This is a genomic window from Hyphomicrobium sp. DY-1 (assembly GCF_047497105.1).
In the GTDB taxonomy this organism is placed as follows: domain Bacteria; phylum Pseudomonadota; class Alphaproteobacteria; order Rhizobiales; family Hyphomicrobiaceae; genus Hyphomicrobium_B.
Genome location: NZ_CP134870.1, coordinates 1,537,191 through 1,555,780 on the forward strand (window position 1 = coordinate 1,537,191; position 18,590 = coordinate 1,555,780).

Consider the following 18,590-nt stretch of genomic DNA (forward strand, 5'->3'; position numbering starts at 1 on the left):
CGGACGCAGGATTACCAGCATTTGAACTACATCGTCACATTCCGGCGTAATTTGGCCCGCCGCCACCTTCGGGGCACGTCCAATTGATATTTTGGCTTGGGTCTTTGATGTCGCAGGTTTTGCAATGGACGCAATTCTGCGCGTTGATCTGGAATCGCGGCTCGCCGCCATCTCCTTGTACGATCTCATAAACGGCGGCAGGGCAATAGCGCTGCGCGGGCTCTGCGTATTCTGGCAGATTGACTGCAATCGGCACGGTCGGATCGAGAAGCTTCAAGTGAACCGGCTGATCTTCTTCGTGATTGGTCGCCGAGAATGATACGTTCGTCAGCCGATCGAAGGTCAATCTGCCGTCGGGCTTGGGATAGGCGATCGGCTTGAAATTCTTGGCCTTGCCTGTCGCCAAAGCGTCGTTCTTGCCGTGCTTTAACGTGAAGCCGAGGCCGACGCCGGAAATGATGGTGTTGAGCCAAAGATCCGTGCCGCCCAGCAGCACGCCGAGCACCGTTCCAAAGCGGGACCAGAACGGCTTCATATTGCGTACGCGCTTCAGATCGCGCGCGATGTCGCCAGTGCGGACCTCGGTCTCGTAGGCATCGAGTTTGTCATGTGCGCGGCCTGCCGCGATCGCGGCCGTGACGGCATCTGCTGCAGCGATGCCGGACAGGATCGCGTTGTGGCTGCCTTTGATGCGCGGCAGGTTGACCATGCCGGCTGCACAGCCCAGAAGCGCGCCGCCCGGAAAGACGAGATCGGGCAGCGATTGCCAGCCGCCTTCCGTAATTGCGCGCGCGCCATAGCCGATCCGCTTGCCACCTTCGAATGTTTCGCGAATGGCGGGATGTGTCTTGAAGCGCTGGAACTCTTCATACGGCGAGAGGTAAGGGTTCGCATAGTTCAAGTGAACGACGAAGCCGACCGCGACGAGATTTTCGCCGTAGTGATAAAGGAAAGATCCGCCACCGGTCTTGTTGTCGAGGGGCCAGCCGAACGAGTGCTGAACGTAGCCCGGCCGATGTTTCTCCGGCGCGACCTGCCACAGTTCCTTTAGGCCGATGCCGTACTTCTGTGGCTCATGATCGTTGGCGAGGTCGAAATGGCGGATGAGGTCCTTGGCCAGCGATCCGCGCGCGCCTTCCGCGATCAAGGTGTACTTGCCGCGCAGTTCCATGCCGCGCACGAAACTGTCCTTCGGCTCACCATCCCGGCCGACGCCCATATCGCCCGTCGCGATGCCGACGACAGCGCCTTTCTCATCATAGAGCACTTCGCTCGCAGCAAAGCCCGGATAGATCTCGACGCCCAGTTCCGCCGCCTGATCGCCAAGCCATTTGCACAGTGCACCGAGGCTGACGATGTAGTTGCCGTGGTTGTGCATCAGCGGCGGCATCGGCCAGTTCGGCAGGCGCAATTTGCCCGCGGGACCAAGGACCAAGAACACGTCTTCCGTAACGGGCGTTTCAACGGGCGCGCCGCGCTCTTTCCAATCGGGGATGAGACGATTGAGACCAATCGGGTCGATGACGGCGCCGGACAGAATATGGGCACCGATCTCGGAGCCTTTCTCGACCACCACGACGGAGATATCAGACCCTGTTTCGGCCGCTTTCTGCTTCAAGCGGATCGCTGCGGCCAGCCCGGCAGGGCCAGCGCCCACGATCACTACGTCGAAGTCCATTGCCTCGCGGGCCGGCAGGTCGGCGGCGTCAACGGCCATCATCACCTCTTTTGGATGTTCGAAAGTCCATCGGTTTCGATTAGGTTGCGGGAGGGAAAGCGTCAAGTTGACCAATAACGCGCCACAGTCTGTTGCCGATGCGTGCAATTGACGGCGCGCATCTTTATTGTCGGCCCCAATGACGAACTCTTACGATAAAGACGAAATGCTGGCGCTGCTCGATTGGTTTCAAGCCATGGGCGTCGATGCGGCCGTTGGCGAAACGGCGCACGACTGGCTGGCGCGCGGAGACGAGGCGCCAGGGGCCGGTTTTTCGTGGCCGGAACGCGACGCGCCGGAGCGTGAAAAGGCCGCGCCGACCGCCCGTCCGGCAGCACCGTCACAATCGGCGCGACCAGGGCCCGCGCAAAGTGCGCCGGGGCTCGATCCGAGCCGACCACGCGCCGCGACGCCGCTCGGCGCCAGCGAAGCTGAAACGGGCGCCCGCCGCATCGCGCGCGCCGTGACATCGCTTGAAGGGCTGGAAGCAGCGCTGCAGGCTTTCGACGGCTGCGGCCTCAAATCGACGGCAACGAAGCTGTGCTTCTATCGCGGCGCGCCGCAGGCCGACATTATGTTCATCGGCGAAGCACCCGGACGCGACGAGGATTTGGCAGGTAAGCCGTTCGTCGGGCGTGCGGGGCAATTGCTCGACAAGATGCTTGCCGCAATCGGGCTGTCTGAAGGTGACGTGCACATCACCAATATCGTCTATTGGCGGCCGCCGGGAAACCGCACGCCGACGCCACAGGAAGCGCTCTCCTGCCGGCCGTTTCTCGAACGGCAGATCGAGCTTGTCGCGCCCAAGATGCTGGTCGCCGTGGGCGGCGCGGCGGCGAAGGAAGTGATTGGCGCAACGGAAGGCATCATGCGGCTTCGGGGCAAGTGGTGCGAGGTTAAAGTCGGGGAGCGAAAAATCCCGGCTATCGCCACGTTGCATCCGGCGTATCTGCTGCGAACGCCTGCCGCCAAGCAGCTCGCGTGGATGGATCTGCTACAAATCAAGTCGAAGCTTTAGACAACACAACGAGGCTTGCCATGGCCGGCATCGACGCCGAACGCCAATTCGTTCCAATCCGCATCGCAATCCTGACGATGTCGGATTCCCGCACGCTCGCGGAAGATACATCTGGCGCCTATCTCGAGCGCGCCATTGGCGAAGCGGGCCACGAACTCGCGGACCGCAAGCTTGCGAAAGATGACAAGGCGCAGATCCGCGGCATCGTGGAGGGATGGATCAATGACGCGTCCGTCGATTGCGTCATCACCACGGGCGGCACCGGGTTCACGGGACGGGATGTTACGCCGGAAGCGGTGAAGCCGTTGTTTGAGAAGGAGATCGAAGGGTTCGCGATCCTGTTTCACATGCTGTCGTATCAGAAGGTCGGCACGTCGACGATCCAGTCGCGCGCGTGCGGGGGCGTGGCGCGCGGGACCTATATTTTCTGTCTGCCCGGCTCGACGGGCGCATGCAAAGACGCCTGGGAAGGCATCCTGAAGCTCCAGCTCGATATGCGCCACAGGCCGTGCAATTTCATCGAAATCCTGCCGCGGCTCGAAGAGCATCGCACGTCGGCGTGAGACGGGCGCGCTTAAGCGCCGGTTTCGACCTTGCCCTGAAGGCGCGCGATCATGCTGACCGGAATGCCTGCGCCATACAGCATGTGACAGATCTGGTTGCGGAACGATCGCGAGAGATACCCGTCGCGCCGATAACGCTCCGCCGACGTCACGGCATTGGCATCGAGAATCGTGAGGCGGCGGCGTCCGATACGGCGCGCCAAGTCCAGATCTTCCATGATCGGCAAATTGCGGTAGCCGCCGACGTCATCGAACAGGCGGCGCGGGATCAGCAGGCCCTGATCGCCATACGGTACGCGCAGGAGCTTGCAGCGCAACTGAACGACCAGTTCGAGCAGCCGCGGTGCCAGACCCTTGTCATCGAGGCGGAACGTGAAGGCGCCCGCGGCCATCGACCGTTCGCCGAAATCGACCCGGCGCATGAACGACGTTGCGCTGCGTTCCCAGCCGTCTTCCAAGACGGTATCTGCATTCAAAAAAAGGAGCCAAGGAAAGCGGGCAATTTCAGCGCCTTGGGCCAACTGGCCGCCGCGTCCGGGCGCGCTCTTGACGATATCGGCCCCAGCCTGATCGGCTACCTCAGCAGTCTTGTCGGTCGACCCGCCATCGACGACGATGACCTGCTTAACGAGTCCGTCCACTGCCGCCGGAACCAGGGCAGATAGCGTCGCCGGTAACGTATGTTCAGCATTCCGAGCGGGAATGATTACTGAGATCATTCTCTTTTCCTGACACGTCAATCCGCGCACGGCAAGGCGCGCCACGTCGCGGGGCTTAACCAATCGCCATGGCACGGTTCGCTCTCCGCATGTTCTTTATTTGTTCCGCGCCGTATGCTATTGGCTGAACATCCTCAGCAACGACCGCGAACAATGGCGCCCGACCGAGACCATCAAAACCCGCTTCCCGCCCCGCATGCCGTCGATACGGAGCGGCGGCGCGGGCGCGGCGCGCGGACGAATAAAACCGGACGGTTCGAAGCCGAGGTCCACGAAGCCTTCGACGACGGCTGGGAAAGCCTCGGCGATCTCGACGCCTTCAAGACCGAGGTGATCGAAGAAGCCGCAAAGTCGATCATCTCTCACAACGACAGCCCGGACGTTTCGTTTGAAAGCTCGATCAATCCGTATCGGGGGTGCGAGCATGGCTGCATCTATTGCTACGCACGTCCGAGCCATTGCTATCTGGGACATTCGGCGGGCCTCGACTTCGAAACGAAGCTCTATGCCAAGCCGAACGCCGCCGCTCTGCTGGAGCGTGAGTTCAAGAAGCCGAGCTACCGACCGCACACAATTGCGCTCGGCGGCAACACCGACCCTTATCAGCCCATCGAGCGGGAGCGGCGGATTACGCGCTCGATCCTAGAGGTGATGGCGCAGACCAACCATCCGGTCGGCATCATCACGAAGTCGGCGCTGGTGGCGCGCGACATCGACCTCCTGGCACCGATGGCCGAGAAAAATCTCGCTCGCGTCGCGGTGTCGATCACGACGCTCGACCGCCGCGTGGCACGCGCGATGGAGCCGCGCGCTGCGACGCCGTCAAAGCGTCTCGAAACCGTGAAGAAGCTCGCCGACGCCGGGATACCCGTCACAGTCATGGTCGCTCCGATCATTCCCGGGTTGACCGACCACGAGATCGAACCCATCCTGGAAGCGGCGCGCGAGGCCGGTGCCTGCAATGCTGGATATGTGCTTCTGCGCCTGCCGCTCGAAATCAAAGATCTCTTTCGCGAATGGCTGGCGGAAGAATTTCCAAACCGTGCCGACAGAGTCATTTCGCTTTTGCGATCGATGCACGGCGGGCGAGATTACACACCGGACTTCGGAGTGCGCCAAGTCGGGCGCGGACCATATGCGACGCAAATCGCGCTGCGCTTTCGGCTGGCCAAGAAGCGACTCGGTTTCGGCGGAGAACGAGTTGCCTTGCGAACCGATCTCTTCCTGCGTCCCGGTAACGGTGGACAACAGCTCTCCCTGCTTTGACAGCTTGATCTGCGCGATGACCAAACTGGCGAATGAAAATCGCCGATTCGCGCATCAAGCCGACGTTCGAACTCGAAGCTGCCGAACATCAGCTCGGGTTTCGGCCGATCGCGGGCGTTGACGAAGCCGGGCGCGGCCCGTGGGCGGGACCGGTCGTTGCGGCGGCCGTCATTCTTGATCCAGATAAAATTCCGGCGAACATCGACGACAGCAAAGCGCTTGATGAAGAGTCCCGCGCCTATCTCTTCAATCGCATTATGAAGGTCGCCATCGTCGGCGTCGGCGTCGCGGAGGTCGATCGCATCGATCGCGACAATATTCTTGCCGCAACGCTGTGGGCGATGGCGCAGGCCATCGGGCAACTTGCCAACGCACCGAAGCTTGTGCTGGTTGACGGCAATAAGGCGCCGCGGGTCGCGATGACGACGCGAACCATCGTCAAAGGCGACGCGAAGTGTCTGTCCATTGCGGCGGCGTCGATCATCGCGAAAGTCACGCGCGACCGCATCATGGTGCAGATGGCGCGCGATTATCCGGGATACGGCTTCGAGCGTCACAAGGGTTACGGCACGCCGGAACATCAGGCTGCCATCAACAAGCTCGGTGTTTCGCCGCTACACCGGCGCTCATTCAAGCCCGTGCAGCTCGCGCTCGGCCTCGGCGCCCTCGTCTGAACGATATGTTTTCCGTAAACGGATCAGGTTGCAGATCGAATCAAAAAATATAAATCGCTTGCGCGTCTTTTGAGCGTATCCAAGCCCGATTCCCATGATGTACAAAGCTCGGCAGCCCGTTGCGTAAGTTCATGGCGGGCGCTCAGTTCATAGTAGCGTACAGGTTCGAGTTCATGGGTTCGCGTCGCGTCAAGGGCCGCTCGGAAAGCGGAAAGATTCTTATTGGTGATTGCATTGCTGAGCTAAAGAAGCTCGAAAGCTCCAGCGTCGATCTCATCTTCGCCGACCCGCCGTATAATTTGCAGCTTGCGGGCGACCTCCTCAGACCGAACAACACGAAAGTCGACGGCGTCGACGATCAGTGGGACAAATTCGACGACTTCGCCGCCTATGATTCCTTTTGCCGCGCCTGGCTTGCCGAATGCCGCCGCGTGCTGAAACCGGATGGCGCGATCTGGGTGATCGGCTCCTATCACAACATCTTCCGCCTCGGCGTCGCGATCCAGGACCTCGGCTTCTGGATTCAGAATGACGTTATCTGGCGCAAAGTGAACCCGATGCCGAACTTCCGCGGCAAACGCTTCACCAACGCGCATGAAACAATGATCTGGGCGAGCCGCGATAAGAAATCGCGCGTGACGTTCAACTACGAAAGTCTGAAAGCATCGAACGATGACGTTCAAATGCGGTCCGATTGGCTGTTTCCGATCTGCTCAGGCCCAGAGCGCCTGAAGGACGACGGTGGCCGCAAGGCGCATCCGACACAAAAGCCGGAAGCGCTGCTTCATCGCATTCTGATCGCTTCGACGAAGCCTGGCGATACGGTGCTCGATCCGTTCTTCGGCACCGGCACGACCGGCGCCGTCGCCAAGCGGCTCGGCCGCAAGTTCATCGGTATCGAGCGCGACATGGATTATGCGAAAGCGGCGGACGAGCGGATCGCGAAGGTGCGGCCGCTCGATCTCGACGCGATCGAAGCGATCCCGTCGAAGCGCAACGAGCCGCGCATTCCGTTCGGGCAGATCCTGGAACTCGGCATTCTCGAACCCGGCCGCAAGCTGTTCGATCCGCGCCGCGAAGTGCGCGCCGAAGTCCGCGCCGACGGCACGCTGTTTTATGCCGGACAGCAGGCGTCAATTCATCGGCTTGGCGCCATCGTTCAAGGCAAGTCGGCGTGCAACGGCTGGACGTTCTGGCACTACGAGGTCGAAGGCAAACTCAAGCCCATCGACGCACTCCGCTCCGAGGCTAAGCGTCAGCTCGGCTTGAATGGCCGCATGGCGATCTGAAGTCATTTGCGAGGCGACGGCGGGCGCTGTTGGCGGCCGTCGTCTCGCAGATCCGCGCAAATACGCGCGATTTAAGACATCCATAACCATGCACGACGAAATGTCCTGCCTGTCAGTTCGGCAGAAGATTTCCCAAACTCATCGACAAAAACCTCAATGTGACTATTCAGTAGTCAGCTTGCTGCAAGCCTCGGCAAGCGCACATACAGTCTGACCAGATAACGAGCAGCGCCGCGTTTTTCTCTACTGAACGCGGTGAAGCTCCATTAACGGGCCGCGCAAATACTCCTCCGCAACATTTTTAGCGTGGGGGTACCAATGGCTCACGATCTTCTTCGTAAGTCTCCGATTTCTATGGCGCCGGACGTTTCGACAAGCTCGGGACGCCTCAGGACACGGCGCCGGCTGACCGCGATGCCGAAGCGGCGAAAGCGGGACGCCGACGACGTGATGCAGCGGCTCGAACGCGCCGAAGCCACCAACAGACAGCTCCGTGAAGCCATCGACATGCTGCCGCAAGGCGTTGTGGTTCTCGACAGCGACGGCCGATACGTTCTGTGGAATCAGCAATATGCGGACATCTACAAAAAGAGCGCGGACCTGTTTGAAATCGGCGTTCGTCTCGAAGACACGCTGAGGATCGGCGTCGCGCGGGGCGATTATCCGGAAGCACGGGGCCGCGAAGAGCAGTGGATCGCCGAACGCGTCCGACGGCTGTTTCAGCCGAAGGATCGGCACGAACAGTGGATCTCCGACGGGCGCTGCATTCTCATCGACGAACGACTGACGACTGATGGCGGCGTCGTCGGCCTACGCGTCGACATCAGCGAACTCAAGGAGCGGGAAGCATCATTCCGGATGCTGTTTGAAGCCAATCCCGTGCCGATGTTCGTTGCGCGCCGGGAAGACAAAGTCATTCTCAGCGCCAACAGAGCGGCGCTACGACACTATGGGTTTGCGTTGGAGGATCTCCACACCAAAACCCTGTTCGACCTTCATCATCCCGACGATCATCAGAATCTAGATAGCCTTTACGACGGCAGGGCCGAGCAGTTTGCAGGCCAAACCTGGCGTCATCTCAAAGCCGACAAAACGTCGATCGACGTTGCCATCTATTCAAGCTCGATCACGCAAGGGCAGACGCCTGCGATCCTGTTTGCGGCAATCGACATTACGGAGCGTAAAGCGGCGGAAGCGAAGGTTGCTTATCTTGCGCACCATGATGCGCTGACCGGCCTCGCCAATCGCGTATTCCTGCGCAAGCGCCTCAACGACATGCTGATGTTGAGGAAGCGCTCCGGTACCGGCGTTGCCGTGCTCTGCATCGACTTGGACAATTTCAAAATCATCAACGACTCGATGGGGCATGCCGCCGGCGACTCGCTGCTGCAGCAGTTGAGCGAACGCATTCAAGGCACGCTGCGCAAAGACGACATGGCTGCGCGATTGGGCGGCGATGAGTTTGCCGTCGTGCTCGCCAACGCCAATCATGCCGTCGAGGTGAGCTCAGTTGCACAGCGGATCATCGATGTTCTGCGCGAGCCGTTCAGAGTCGACGATCACACAATCAACGTCACGGCGAGCGTCGGTATCGCGCTCTGCCCGAGCGATGGCGAGGAGGCCGAGGTCCTGTTGAAGAATGCCGACCTTGCGCTCTATCAGGCGAAGGAAGATGGCAAAGGCTGCTACCGCTATTTCGAAGCGGAGATGAACGTTCGCGTTCAGGCGCGGCGCAAGATCGAAGCCGACCTGCACCAGGCCTTCCTCAACGGCGGACTCGAAATTCATTATCAGCCGCTCGTTTCTCTAAGCTCGCGCGAGGTGTCCGGCTTCGAGGCGCTGCTGCGCTGGCCACACCCCGAGCGCGGCTATATCCCGCCGTCGGAATTCATTCCGATTGCAGAAGAATGCGGGCTTATCGGCTCCATCACCGATTTCGTGCTGCAGCGTGCCTGCCACGATGCGGCCCGGTGGCCGAAGAAGGCACGGCTCGCGGTGAACATGTCGCCCCAGCGCTTCCGCATCGGGAACGTCTTCAATGCGGTGTCGGATGCGCTGCGCTCATCGGGTCTCGAACCGGGCCGGCTGGAACTCGAAATCACCGAGGCGCTGCTGCTTGAAAATTCCGAAAGCGTGCTGACGATCCTGCATGCCATCAGAGGTCTCGGCGTCCGCATCTCGATGGACGACTTCGGCACCGGCTACTCGTCGCTCAGCTATCTGCGGATGTTCCCGTTCGACAAAATCAAGATCGACGGATCGTTCGTTCGCGGCATCGGGTTCGGCAATGAATCGCAGGCGATCATTCGCGCCATCATGGGTCTGGGATCAAGCCTCGGCATGACGATCACGGCCGAAGGCATCGAAACCGAATCCGAGCAGGAATTCCTCCGCGCCGTCGGATGCGACGAAGGCCAGGGCTTCCTCTACAGCAAGGCGCGGCCGGTGACAGAAGTGCCCGAGATCTTGGACACCCTCAACCAGCAAAGCCAGTTCCGCCTGATATAGGCGGCTGGCGCTTCAGTTGTCGGCAAGGCCGTGCGCGATGATTTTTTTCATCACGCTCGGCAGCGCTTGACCGTGAAGATCGCGACGATGGACCCAGCGGCAGCGCTCCGGCTCAGCCCAGAGCGTGAAGCCGGCGTCGACCGACACGAGCGCGCGGTAGACGATGAGTTCCAGACGAAAGTGGGTGAAGACGTGCACGACTGTACCCGGCACCGGCATCCATGACGCCGAAACGGGCGCCGAACGCATCGCTTGCGTCTTGGTCGGCAGCGCGTCTCCCCACGCGGTCGAGGGCACTTCGAGCATGCCGCCGAGCAGGCCCGCCTCGGGACGCTGGCGCAGCAGCACTGCGCCGTCCTCCCGCTGCACAAGAAACGCGATGCCGTAGCGTGAGGGGCGCGCCGTTTTCGCGGCTTTCAGCGGCAGCAGCTCGGCGAGGTTCTGAGCGCTCGCGGCGCAATCCTGCTGCACCGGGCAGACGAGGCACGAAGGTTTTTTCGGCGTGCAGATTTCAGCACCCAAATCCATCATCGCCTGGGCGAAGTCTCCCGCCCGCCGCTGCGGCGTAAGCGTTGCAGCGAGCCTGCGGATCTCGGGCTTGGCGGTGGGCAAGGGCTGCCTTACAGCGAACAGGCGCGACACCACCCGCTCGACGTTGCCGTCAACCGGCGTCGCTTTTTCGCCGAATGCGATCGCCGATATGGCCGCGGCGGTATAGGGGCCAATACCGGGGAGCTTCAGAAGCTCGATCTCAGCGCGGGGAAACGCGCCGTCGTAATCGCGTACCACCACGTCGGCGCAGGCTTTCAAGTTGCGAGCGCGGGAATAGTAGCCGAGGCCCGCCCATTGCTGCAGGACCTCTTCGAGAGGGGCAGCCGCAAGGGCGGTGACGGTCGGCCAGCGGGCGACGAATTTCTGGAAATACGGGACGACCGCCTTCACCGTCGTCTGCTGCAGCATGATTTCCGATAGCCAGACGCGATAAGGGTCGGCGGCCTTGCGGGGGCCGTAGCGCCACGGCAGGTCGCGCCTCTCGGCCGCGTACCAGTCAAGAAGAGCCTTGACCGTCAACGGACCGGCGGGCCGCAGCGGAAGCTGCTGCTGCTTTCGTCGCTCGGCGATATTTTCCTGGACCGCGCCCATGCGCTTGGCGTCTCCGGTTGCGCGGGAAGCTCGAATCGCATCGACAATGGTATCTGTCCTATACGTCACCACAAGACCGCCAGGCGGGGGAAACGCCGTTGTCAGACTATGAACCCACAGCCCAGATGAAGGCGCTGCCGGCGGATACGCGCCCGGCCAAAGGTGTGTTTGCGAAAGCGGTGGGCGCGTTCGTGCCCAAGGTGACATCGGCCGTATTCCAGAAATTCGGCTTCCACAGCGCCGAGATCATGTCGTCGTGGGAGACGATCGTCGGGAAGGACCTTGCCCGGCTGACACGACCGGACTCGATCAAATGGCCGCGGGGCGGCAAAGCGCCGGTGGATGCCGACGACGAGGGCCGCAGCTCTGGCGCGACGCTGATTGTCGCGACGGACCCGGCGTTTGCACTGGATGTTTCCTACCGGCATGGGGAAATCATCGACCGGATCAATCGGTATTTCGGTTATCGCGCCATTGCCCAGATCAAGATCCGGCAGGTCCCGCGGATGGAAGAGCCGATTGCGGCCAAGGACTTAATCGCTCAAAGCGAACGAAAAGAACCCGTGCTCCCGGCGTCGGGGGATTTCGACACGGCGTTGCAGACGCTCGGCAGAAGTGTCGCGGCGGCGAGCGTGCGCTGAGACGGCCAGTTTCCCATAGTGTTGATCGCTCCGTTCGGTTGCTATTCACCCGGGATTGGGCTTATTCGGGCGCCGGAACGGTTTCTGGCGGACGTTCTTTTACCGCCATTCTGTTGCGAGATGCATTCCCAGAGGAGTTGGGACCTTGAACACGTTCAAAAAAATCATTCCAGGCCTGCTCGCTTTGGCGGCCGTCGTCGGCGTTGCGTTTACGAGCGCCGAGCCGAGCTTCGCGCAGCGCAAAGACGGCCCGGCAGAAGTTCCGGTCGCCGAACTGATGAAGGCCCCGGACGGGCTCGACGAATTGTCCCTCGGCTCGGCGGATGCCAAAGTCACGGTCGTCGAATACGCGTCGATGACGTGCCCACACTGCGCGCACTTCACCAACGAAGTCTTCGAGCCTTTCAAGAAGAAGTACATCGATACGGGTAAGGTCCGGTACATCTTCCGTGATTTCCCGCTCGATAATCTCGCCGCCGCCGTTTCGATGCTGGCGCGCTGCGCAGGCAAAGACAAAGCCCTGCCGATGATCGAGACGTTCTATGAAAAACAGTCGGATTGGGCGTTCACCGGAGGCAGCCCGGTGCCGAAGCTGTTCGACATTGCCAAGCAGGCCGGCTTCACGCAGGAGAGCTTCGATAAGTGTCTGACAGATCAGAAACTTCTTGACGCGATCACGGCCGAGCGGTCGCGCGCCAGCGAGACGTTCGGCGTCAATGCCACACCGACCTTCTTTATCAACGGCAAGAAGCTGCAAGAAGCGCCAACGATGGAAGCATTTGATAAGGTGCTCGAACCGCTGCTGGCGGGGAAGTAACCGGGAAATCAAATGTCTGTCGCTCGACCGCTCAAACTTGCTGCCGCCCTGCTGTTGACCGGCTGGCTCGCAGGGTGCGGTTCGACACTGCCGTCGCTGTCACCGGCGACGGCAAGCATCTCGTCCGATAGCAGCGGCCTCGGTGCTTATCCATCGACAAGCTCGGATACGCCGGATGACGGCATGCCGACGCCGTTTAGCGATCCGACGGCCACGGCTTCGACCACCGGGCGACAGGTTATCCAGAACCCGACGATTGCCGACATCATGGCACCGAGCCCGCTCCCGGAAATGAGCTGGGGGCGGCCGGATGCGCCGGTCACGATCGTGCAATACGCCTCGCTGACGTGCCCGCACTGCCGGAACTTCCATTTGACGGTATATCCGGAGCTCAAGCGGCGGTTCATCGATACAGGCCGCGTGCGGTATATTCTGCGGGAATTCCCGATCGGCAAAAGCTCCGGCAACGCTACCATTGCCCTGCGTTGCGCGCCACCTGACAAGTATCTGGAACTCTACGGGAAATTTCTTGAGCAGCAGCCTTCCTGGGTAAGCCTAGAGGTGCGGCTCGATGCCATCTACGCGGTCGCTAAACAAGTGGGGATGACTCGCCCGCAGTTTGACGCTTGTCTGCAGAATCAAGACATGATCGCCAAGTTGAAGTGGGTTAAGGATCGTGGGCGCAAGCTCGGCATCATCGGAACGCCGAATTTTTTCATCGGCACCAAGCTCATCAAGAAAGAGCTGACGATTGCCGAAATCGCCGATTACGTCGAACAGGCGACCCGGCCGCAGAATACGCCGACGGCCTCGGCAAGTCCCTGAGGGGCGCGTCGCGACGGTCCTGAGGCACGGCAATACCGGCATCGAGGACTGACGCGACCGACATGAAAATCACCCGGCTCAGGCTTCTCGGCTTCAAGTCCTTCGTGGACGCGACCGAACTCGTGATCGAGCCGGGTTTGACGGGCGTCGTCGGTCCCAACGGTTGCGGAAAGTCGAACCTTCTCGAAGCGCTTCGCTGGGTGATGGGCGAAAGCTCGCATAAGTCGATGCGTGCCGCCGCAATGGACGACGTCATTTTTTCCGGCAGCGGCGGACGGCCGGAACGGCAAAGCGCCGAAGTCACGATGTTCCTCGACAACAGCGCACGGAAGGCTCCGGCCGAGTTTAACGGCAGCGACGTCATCGAGATTACGCGGCGGATCGAGCGTGAGGCGGGTTCAGCCTATCGCATCAACGGACGCGAAGTACGGGCGCGCGACGTCAAAGTGCTGTTCGAAGACGCGGCGACTGGATCGCGCTCGCCGGCGCTCGTCCGGCAGGGGCAGATCGGCGAACTCGTCAATGCCAAGCCCGAACAGCGGCGGCGCATTCTGGAAGATGCGGCAGGCATCGCGGGTCTGCACACGCGCCGCCATGAGGCGGAGCTGAAGCTCAAGGCGGCCGAAGCCAACATCGAGCGGGTCAGCGACGTTGCGGGACAACTGCAATCGCAGACGGAATCGCTGAAGCGGCAGGCGCGGCAAGCGCGTCGCTATAAAGAGCTTTCAACCGAGATCCGACAGCAGGAAGCGCTGGCGCTGCATCTGACGTGGGAAGACGCACAGCACAGCGTTGAAGCCGAAGAGACGCAACTTGCCGACGCCATGATGCGGCTCGGTGCGGCGACGGAAGCCGAAGCGAAGTCCCTCAACGATGAACTTCGTTTCGGCGAAGCGTTGCCGGCGCTCAGGGAAGCAGAAGCCGTGAAAGGCGCGGCGTTGGCGCGTTTCAAAATCGAGCAGGAAAATCTCGAACGCGAAGCAACTCGGGCCACCGAGCGGGCTCGAGAACTCGAAGCGCGGGCAAAACAGCTCGACACGGATTTGACGCGCGAAACAGGCTTCATTCACGAAGCCAAGGAAACGCTCGTCCATCTCGAAGCCGACCTCAAAGCAATCCAGGACGCCGACAGCAAGGCGATCGACGAAGAGACGGCGGAGAAAGCCCGCTTCGCGGCAGCCGAAGCCCGGCAGACCGCAGCAGATGCACATTTCGCCGACATCACGCATCGTGCGGCGGAAGCCCGTGCCAAGCTCAGGAGCCTCGAAGCGGCCCTTGGCGAGCGCAAAGACGTCGTCGCCAAAATCATGCGGCAGATCACGGCATTCGATGCGCAGATCGCCGATCTTACCGCGAAGGCGCCGGACGGCGAAAAAGTTGCCGACATGGCACAGCGCGGACAGGCGCTGGCGCAAGAGATCAGCAAGATCGAGGCCGATGCGCTCACCGCCGAGGAGACCGTCAAGACTTCACAGGTCGAAGCGAAAGCGCGCCGCGACGAAGCTCAACGTGTGCGTCTCGCGGCCAATGCTTTTTCAACGGAACGCGAGACGATTGCCAAGCTGCTCGCGCGCGGAGACGAAGACGTTTATCCGCCAGCCGTCGATTTCATTCGCGTATCGCCCGGATATGAAGCCGCGCTCGGTGCCGCACTCGGTGACGATCTCGAAGCGCCAATCGATCCGGAAGCGGCGGTGCACTGGCGCCGTCTCGATCTGCCGGCGGAAGATCATGCACTTCCCGCCGACGCCGAGCCGCTCGATATGCATGTCGAAGCACCGCTGGAACTGACGCGGCGGCTGCGGCAGATCGGCGTCGTCGAGCGTGAAGACGGTGCGCGCCTGCAGCCGCATTTGAAGCCCGGCCAGCGGCTCGTCTCACCGGAGGGCGATCTATGGCGGTGGGACGGTTTTGTTGCAGCGTCGGACGGCGTGACGCCTGCCGCCCAGCGCCTCGCGCACAAGAACCGGCTGGCGGAACTCGACCGCCGTGCGCAGGCGGTGCTCAACGAAGCCAAAGACACGATTGAAGCCGAACGCGCGGCGGCGGCAGCCGCGCAGCAGGCTGAAGCGGAAGAGCGGAGGCTGCGTCAGCTTTATCGCGAAAAGCAGAACGAACTCGCTCAGGTCCGCCAGCAGCTCACGGCGCTGGAAAAACTTCAGCGCGAGAGCGAGACGAAACTCGCCGCCGTTGTCGCGCAACGAGCGCGCGCAGATGAAGAACTGACCACGGCGCAGGCGCGCCATGTCGAGATCGAAGCCCACATTGTGACGATGAACGAGGGCGAAGATCTCGAACCGCAGCTGAAGGCCGCGCAAGCCGAAGCCGAGCAGGCACGGCGCGATGTTTCAGAGTCCCGCATCCGGCTTGGCAGCCTCGATCGCGACAAGCAAATCCGTGCCGAACGCATCCGGCATTCGAATGCCGAGATCGCGCGCTGGAAGGGGCGGCAAGCGAGCGCCGAAGCGCAGGTCGAAAGCCTCAGCAGGCGCCTGAAAGAGGCTCGCGACGAGATCGCGGCTGCGGCGGACCTGCCGGAAAAGATTGCGGCCCAGCGCGAAACGTTGCTTTCGGCCTTGTCGCGGGCAGATCAAGAGCGGCGCGAAGCAGCCGACGCGCTGGCGGCGGCGGAGTCTGCCGTCAAGACTGCGACGGACGCTCTCCGGTCGGCGCAGGCTGACGTGTCAAGCGCGCGCGAAGCCAAGGCACGGATCGAGACGCGGCTTGAGAACGCTCGACACAAACGGCAAGAGGCGGCGCGCCACATTCGTGAGACGTTCGAAGTCGCGCCGGAGGATTGCTTGGCGTTGGCTGCGTTCCCCGAGGCCTCGTCCATTCCGGCGCTCATCGACGTCGAGCGGTCGCTCGCGAAGCTTAAGGCCGACCGCGAGCGGCTCGGCGGCGTCAACCTTCAGGCCGACGAGGATCTGGCCGAAGTTTCGAAACAGCTCGAAACCCTGGTGGCCGAGCGGGAAGACCTCGAACAAGGCATCGCGAAACTCCGCCAGGCGATCCAGCAGCTCAATCGCGAGGCCAAGTCGCGGTTGGATGGCGCCTTCCAGACGGTCAACGGCCATTTCGAACGGCTGTTCACGCATCTTTTCGGTGGCGGCGAAGCGCGCCTCGAAATGATCGAGAGCCCAGAAGATCCACTGGAGGGTGGGCTTGAGATCATCGCCAAGCCGCCCGGCAAGAAGCCCGCAACGCTATCGCTGCTTTCGGGAGGCGAGCAGACGCTGACGGCGCTTTCGCTGATCTTTGCGGTATTCCTGACAAACCCGTCGCCGATCTGCGTGCTCGACGAGGTCGATGCGCCACTCGACGACGCCAACGTCGACCGCTTCTGCCGTCTGATGGAGCAGATGGCGGCCGAGACCGCGACACGGTTCCTAACCATCACGCACCATCCGATGACGATGGCGCGGATGAACCGGCTGTTCGGCGTGACGATGGCCGAGAAAGGCGTGTCGCAGCTCGTTTCCGTCGACCTGCAGACCGCGCAGAGCTTCCGCGAAGCCAGCTGAACAGCACACCTAATTGAGCGGCTGCTCCGAAGGCCCATGGACCGCGCGTGGTCACGCGCTCGTGCGGGAACCTGTCGCATAAGGGGGGCGTTCCGTCTCATCAAGAGAAAGGAGCCGCCCTATGCAACCACAACGAGATCCTCGCGCGCGCCGAGACACTCTTCCACCGACCGATGCGCGGCAAGCCAGCCCTCGCAAAATGAACTTTCGGGTCTTGCTCGCGTCGATGGTGCTGGCTACGGTGGTAGGCGTCGTGCTTGTCATCGGCTTCTGGCGTGCGACGCCACCGAGGGTCGATGCGTCGTCCGGCGGCAACCCTAGCCAGAACACCCAGCAGGCGGCTCCTCCGTCCGCTACGGCCCAGCCAGGGGCCGGCGGCGCGCCCGAGACTGCCCCGGCAACGACAACCCCACCTGCACAAAATCCGTCCACCCCTTAACCATTGCGCAAAAAGCCCTCAGAATAATGCGCCCTCGTCTGCGCAGGGGACTGTGCCGGACGAGGGCTTTCCCTTGCAGATCAGACTGAAAATAGTTCAGCAAAAGCCTGCGCGGTTTCGCCGTACCCCCATGGTAGAAAGCGTTATGCCCAATTCCTTGACACCCCCAGACCCCCTAACTATGGTCCGCGCCGTCGATCTCCCTGAGCGGCCGGTTTTCCGCAATATCTGGATGGTTTGAGCCATGTCAGCCGATGGCAAGGGTCAAAGTCCGGAACGCGGCGAAATCAGCCCGGAAGACCGTGATGCGTTTCGCAAGCGGTCGGCGGAACTTGGCCAGAAGCTTGACGCGCTGAAAGCGCAGAAGGCAAAGGCTGAACGATCGGCGGGCGGAGGACCTCAAGATCAATCCGCCTATGGAGCCGCCTTCAAGTTCGCGGCCGAGCTGATCGTCGGCGTCGTTTTCGGCGGCGGCGTTGGCTGGCTTCTGGACAGGCAGTTCGGCACGGCGCCCTGGCTGATGATCGTGATGGTCATAATCGGCTTTGCGGCAGGTCTTTTGAATGTTGTCCGCGCCGCTCAAGAGGCGCAGGCAAAAAACGAACCGCTACAAAAGGCGGCGCCGTCAGTCAAAAATGACGACGACGAATGAGAGAGACTAGGGGGTAGGCCTTGGCCGCTGAAGGCGCCGGACATCATGGTCCGATGGAGCAGTTCGAGATCACGAAGATCGTTGATCTCGATCTTTTCGGTCACGACATCTCGTTCACCAATTCATCGCTGATGATGGTTCTCGCGTTTGCGGTCATTGTCGGCTACCTGCTCTATGCCATGCGCGGCCGTGCGCTCGTTCCGACCCGTCTCCAGTCGACGGCGGAAGTGACGTACGAATACATCGCCGGCATGGTGAAAGAGAACATCGGCGAGGAAGGCATGAAGTTCTTCCCCTGGGTGTTCACGATCTTCATTTTCATCCTGGTTCTCAATATCTTCGGCCTCATCCCAGGCAACTTTGCCGTCACCAGCCACATCATCGTGACGTTTGCGCTGGCCGCCATGGTCTGGCTCGTGGCGACGTTCGTCGGCTTCTGGAAGCATGGCGTTGGCTATCTGAGATTGTTCGCGCCGGCCGGCGTGCCGCTCTGGCTCATGCCGATCATCATTCCGATCGAACTGACGTCTTATCTTATCCGCCCGATCAGCCACTCGGTGCGTCTCTTCGCCAACATCATGGCGGGCCACACCATGCTCGAAGTCTTTGCAGGCTTTGCGGTGCTGCTGCCCTGGTGGGGCAAGATCGCGCCCACCGGCTTCATGGTGGCTTTCACGGGTCTTGAACTGCTCGTTGCATTTTTGCAGGCGTTCATCTTCACGGTTTTGACCTGCATCTACCTCAACGACGCGGTCAACATGCACCATTGAACATTTCAGGGCGAAGGCGGGCCAC

General features: G+C 61.4%; 16 protein-coding genes. 13 read left to right on the forward strand and 3 right to left on the reverse strand.

Annotated features, from left to right (window positions below; all coding sequences use genetic code 11):
* Positions 1 to 34: 34 nt before the first annotated feature.
* Positions 35 to 1,717, reverse strand: coding sequence for an electron transfer flavoprotein-ubiquinone oxidoreductase (locus tag RLW41_RS07215; protein ID WP_414464574.1), 1,683 nt, complete (start codon positions 1,715 to 1,717; stop codon positions 35 to 37).
* Between the two features lie 139 nt (positions 1,718 to 1,856).
* On the opposite strand from RLW41_RS07215, the gene RLW41_RS07220 reads away from it, so the two are divergent.
* Both RLW41_RS07220 and moaB read left to right on the forward strand, forming a co-directional pair.
* Positions 1,857 to 2,735: a uracil-DNA glycosylase gene (locus tag RLW41_RS07220; protein WP_414464067.1), complete on the forward strand. Its 879-nt coding sequence runs from the start codon at positions 1,857 to 1,859 to the stop codon at positions 2,733 to 2,735.
* 20 nt (positions 2,736 to 2,755) lie between these two features.
* The gene (gene moaB, locus RLW41_RS07225; RefSeq protein ID WP_414464068.1) at positions 2,756 to 3,298 is read left to right on the forward strand and encodes a molybdenum cofactor biosynthesis protein B; all 543 of its coding nucleotides are present in this window, start codon (positions 2,756 to 2,758) and stop codon (positions 3,296 to 3,298) included.
* 11 nt (positions 3,299 to 3,309) lie between these two features.
* Here moaB and RLW41_RS07230 read toward each other — a convergent pair whose 3' ends face one another.
* On the reverse strand, positions 3,310 to 4,017 hold the full coding sequence (locus RLW41_RS07230; protein WP_013949750.1) for a TIGR04283 family arsenosugar biosynthesis glycosyltransferase: 708 nt from the start codon (positions 4,015 to 4,017) through the stop codon (positions 3,310 to 3,312).
* A 153-nt stretch (positions 4,018 to 4,170) separates the two neighbouring features.
* On the opposite strand from RLW41_RS07230, the gene RLW41_RS07235 reads away from it, so the two are divergent.
* The 4 genes from RLW41_RS07235 to RLW41_RS07250 all read left to right on the forward strand — a co-directional run bounded on the left by RLW41_RS07235 (position 4,171) and on the right by RLW41_RS07250 (position 9,754).
* Positions 4,171 to 5,283: a PA0069 family radical SAM protein gene (locus RLW41_RS07235; protein ID WP_414464069.1), complete on the forward strand. Its 1,113-nt coding sequence runs from the start codon at positions 4,171 to 4,173 to the stop codon at positions 5,281 to 5,283.
* A 32-nt stretch (positions 5,284 to 5,315) separates the two neighbouring features.
* Complete coding sequence (locus RLW41_RS07240; protein ID WP_414464070.1) at positions 5,316 to 5,957, forward strand: ribonuclease HII; 642 nt, start codon at positions 5,316 to 5,318, stop codon at positions 5,955 to 5,957.
* Positions 5,958 to 6,130: 173 nt separating this feature from the next.
* The gene (locus RLW41_RS07245; RefSeq protein ID WP_414464071.1) at positions 6,131 to 7,246 is read left to right on the forward strand and encodes a site-specific DNA-methyltransferase; all 1,116 of its coding nucleotides are present in this window, start codon (positions 6,131 to 6,133) and stop codon (positions 7,244 to 7,246) included.
* A gap of 318 nt (positions 7,247 to 7,564) precedes the next feature.
* Positions 7,565 to 9,754 (forward strand): putative bifunctional diguanylate cyclase/phosphodiesterase, encoded by a 2,190-nt coding sequence (locus RLW41_RS07250; RefSeq protein WP_414464072.1) that lies wholly within the window; start codon positions 7,565 to 7,567, stop codon positions 9,752 to 9,754.
* Between the two features lie 12 nt (positions 9,755 to 9,766).
* Here the strand turns inward: RLW41_RS07250 and mutY are convergent, their stop codons facing one another.
* Positions 9,767 to 10,897: an A/G-specific adenine glycosylase gene (mutY, locus tag RLW41_RS07255; RefSeq protein WP_414464575.1), complete on the reverse strand. Its 1,131-nt coding sequence runs from the start codon at positions 10,895 to 10,897 to the stop codon at positions 9,767 to 9,769.
* 98 nt (positions 10,898 to 10,995) lie between these two features.
* Between mutY and RLW41_RS07260 the strand changes: the two genes are divergently transcribed.
* The 7 genes from RLW41_RS07260 (at position 10,996) to RLW41_RS07290 (ending at position 18,565) form a co-directional block, all read left to right on the forward strand.
* Positions 10,996 to 11,538 carry a DUF721 domain-containing protein gene (locus RLW41_RS07260; protein WP_414464073.1) on the forward strand — a complete coding sequence of 181 codons (543 nt, stop codon included), beginning with the start codon at positions 10,996 to 10,998 and terminating at the stop codon, positions 11,536 to 11,538.
* A 145-nt stretch (positions 11,539 to 11,683) separates the two neighbouring features.
* Positions 11,684 to 12,355 (forward strand): DsbA family protein, encoded by a 672-nt coding sequence (locus RLW41_RS07265; RefSeq protein ID WP_409561223.1) that lies wholly within the window; start codon positions 11,684 to 11,686, stop codon positions 12,353 to 12,355.
* Between the two features lie 12 nt (positions 12,356 to 12,367).
* Complete coding sequence (locus tag RLW41_RS07270; protein WP_409561224.1) at positions 12,368 to 13,180, forward strand: DsbA family protein; 813 nt, start codon at positions 12,368 to 12,370, stop codon at positions 13,178 to 13,180.
* A 62-nt stretch (positions 13,181 to 13,242) separates the two neighbouring features.
* Positions 13,243 to 16,704, forward strand: a complete 3,462-nt coding sequence (gene smc, locus RLW41_RS07275) for a chromosome segregation protein SMC (protein WP_409561225.1) — start codon at positions 13,243 to 13,245, stop codon at positions 16,702 to 16,704.
* A 199-nt stretch (positions 16,705 to 16,903) separates the two neighbouring features.
* Positions 16,904 to 17,143, forward strand: coding sequence for a hypothetical protein (locus RLW41_RS07280; protein ID WP_414464074.1), 240 nt, complete (start codon positions 16,904 to 16,906; stop codon positions 17,141 to 17,143).
* 244 nt (positions 17,144 to 17,387) lie between these two features.
* Positions 17,388 to 17,795, forward strand: a complete 408-nt coding sequence (locus tag RLW41_RS07285) for an AtpZ/AtpI family protein (protein WP_013949761.1) — start codon at positions 17,388 to 17,390, stop codon at positions 17,793 to 17,795.
* Positions 17,796 to 17,815: 20 nt separating this feature from the next.
* Positions 17,816 to 18,565, forward strand: coding sequence for a F0F1 ATP synthase subunit A (locus RLW41_RS07290; RefSeq protein ID WP_013949762.1), 750 nt, complete (start codon positions 17,816 to 17,818; stop codon positions 18,563 to 18,565).
* Positions 18,566 to 18,590 lie beyond the last annotated feature (25 nt).

Bases quoted from the DNA above. Each gene is read 5' to 3' on its own strand.
- RLW41_RS07280 (WP_414464074.1), top strand. From the start codon at position 16,904: ATGAACTTTCGGGTCTTGCTCGCGTCGATGGTGCTGGCTACGGTGGTA.
- smc (WP_409561225.1), top strand. From the start codon at position 13,243: ATGAAAATCACCCGGCTCAGGCTTCTCGGCTTCAAGTCCTTCGTGGAC.
- RLW41_RS07285 (WP_013949761.1), top strand. From the start codon at position 17,388: ATGTCAGCCGATGGCAAGGGTCAAAGTCCGGAACGCGGCGAAATCAGC.
- RLW41_RS07215 (WP_414464574.1), bottom strand. From the start codon at position 1,717: ATGGCCGTTGACGCCGCCGACCTGCCGGCCCGCGAGGCAATGGACTTC.
- RLW41_RS07230 (WP_013949750.1), bottom strand. From the start codon at position 4,017: ATGATCTCAGTAATCATTCCCGCTCGGAATGCTGAACATACGTTACCG.
- RLW41_RS07240 (WP_414464070.1), top strand. From the start codon at position 5,316: ATGAAAATCGCCGATTCGCGCATCAAGCCGACGTTCGAACTCGAAGCT.
- moaB (WP_414464068.1), top strand. From the start codon at position 2,756: ATGGCCGGCATCGACGCCGAACGCCAATTCGTTCCAATCCGCATCGCA.
- RLW41_RS07270 (WP_409561224.1), top strand. From the start codon at position 12,368: ATGTCTGTCGCTCGACCGCTCAAACTTGCTGCCGCCCTGCTGTTGACC.
- mutY (WP_414464575.1), bottom strand. From the start codon at position 10,897: ATGGGCGCGGTCCAGGAAAATATCGCCGAGCGACGAAAGCAGCAGCAG.
- RLW41_RS07235 (WP_414464069.1), top strand. From the start codon at position 4,171: ATGGCGCCCGACCGAGACCATCAAAACCCGCTTCCCGCCCCGCATGCC.
- RLW41_RS07220 (WP_414464067.1), top strand. From the start codon at position 1,857: ATGACGAACTCTTACGATAAAGACGAAATGCTGGCGCTGCTCGATTGG.
- RLW41_RS07245 (WP_414464071.1), top strand. From the start codon at position 6,131: ATGGGTTCGCGTCGCGTCAAGGGCCGCTCGGAAAGCGGAAAGATTCTT.
- RLW41_RS07250 (WP_414464072.1), top strand. From the start codon at position 7,565: ATGGCTCACGATCTTCTTCGTAAGTCTCCGATTTCTATGGCGCCGGAC.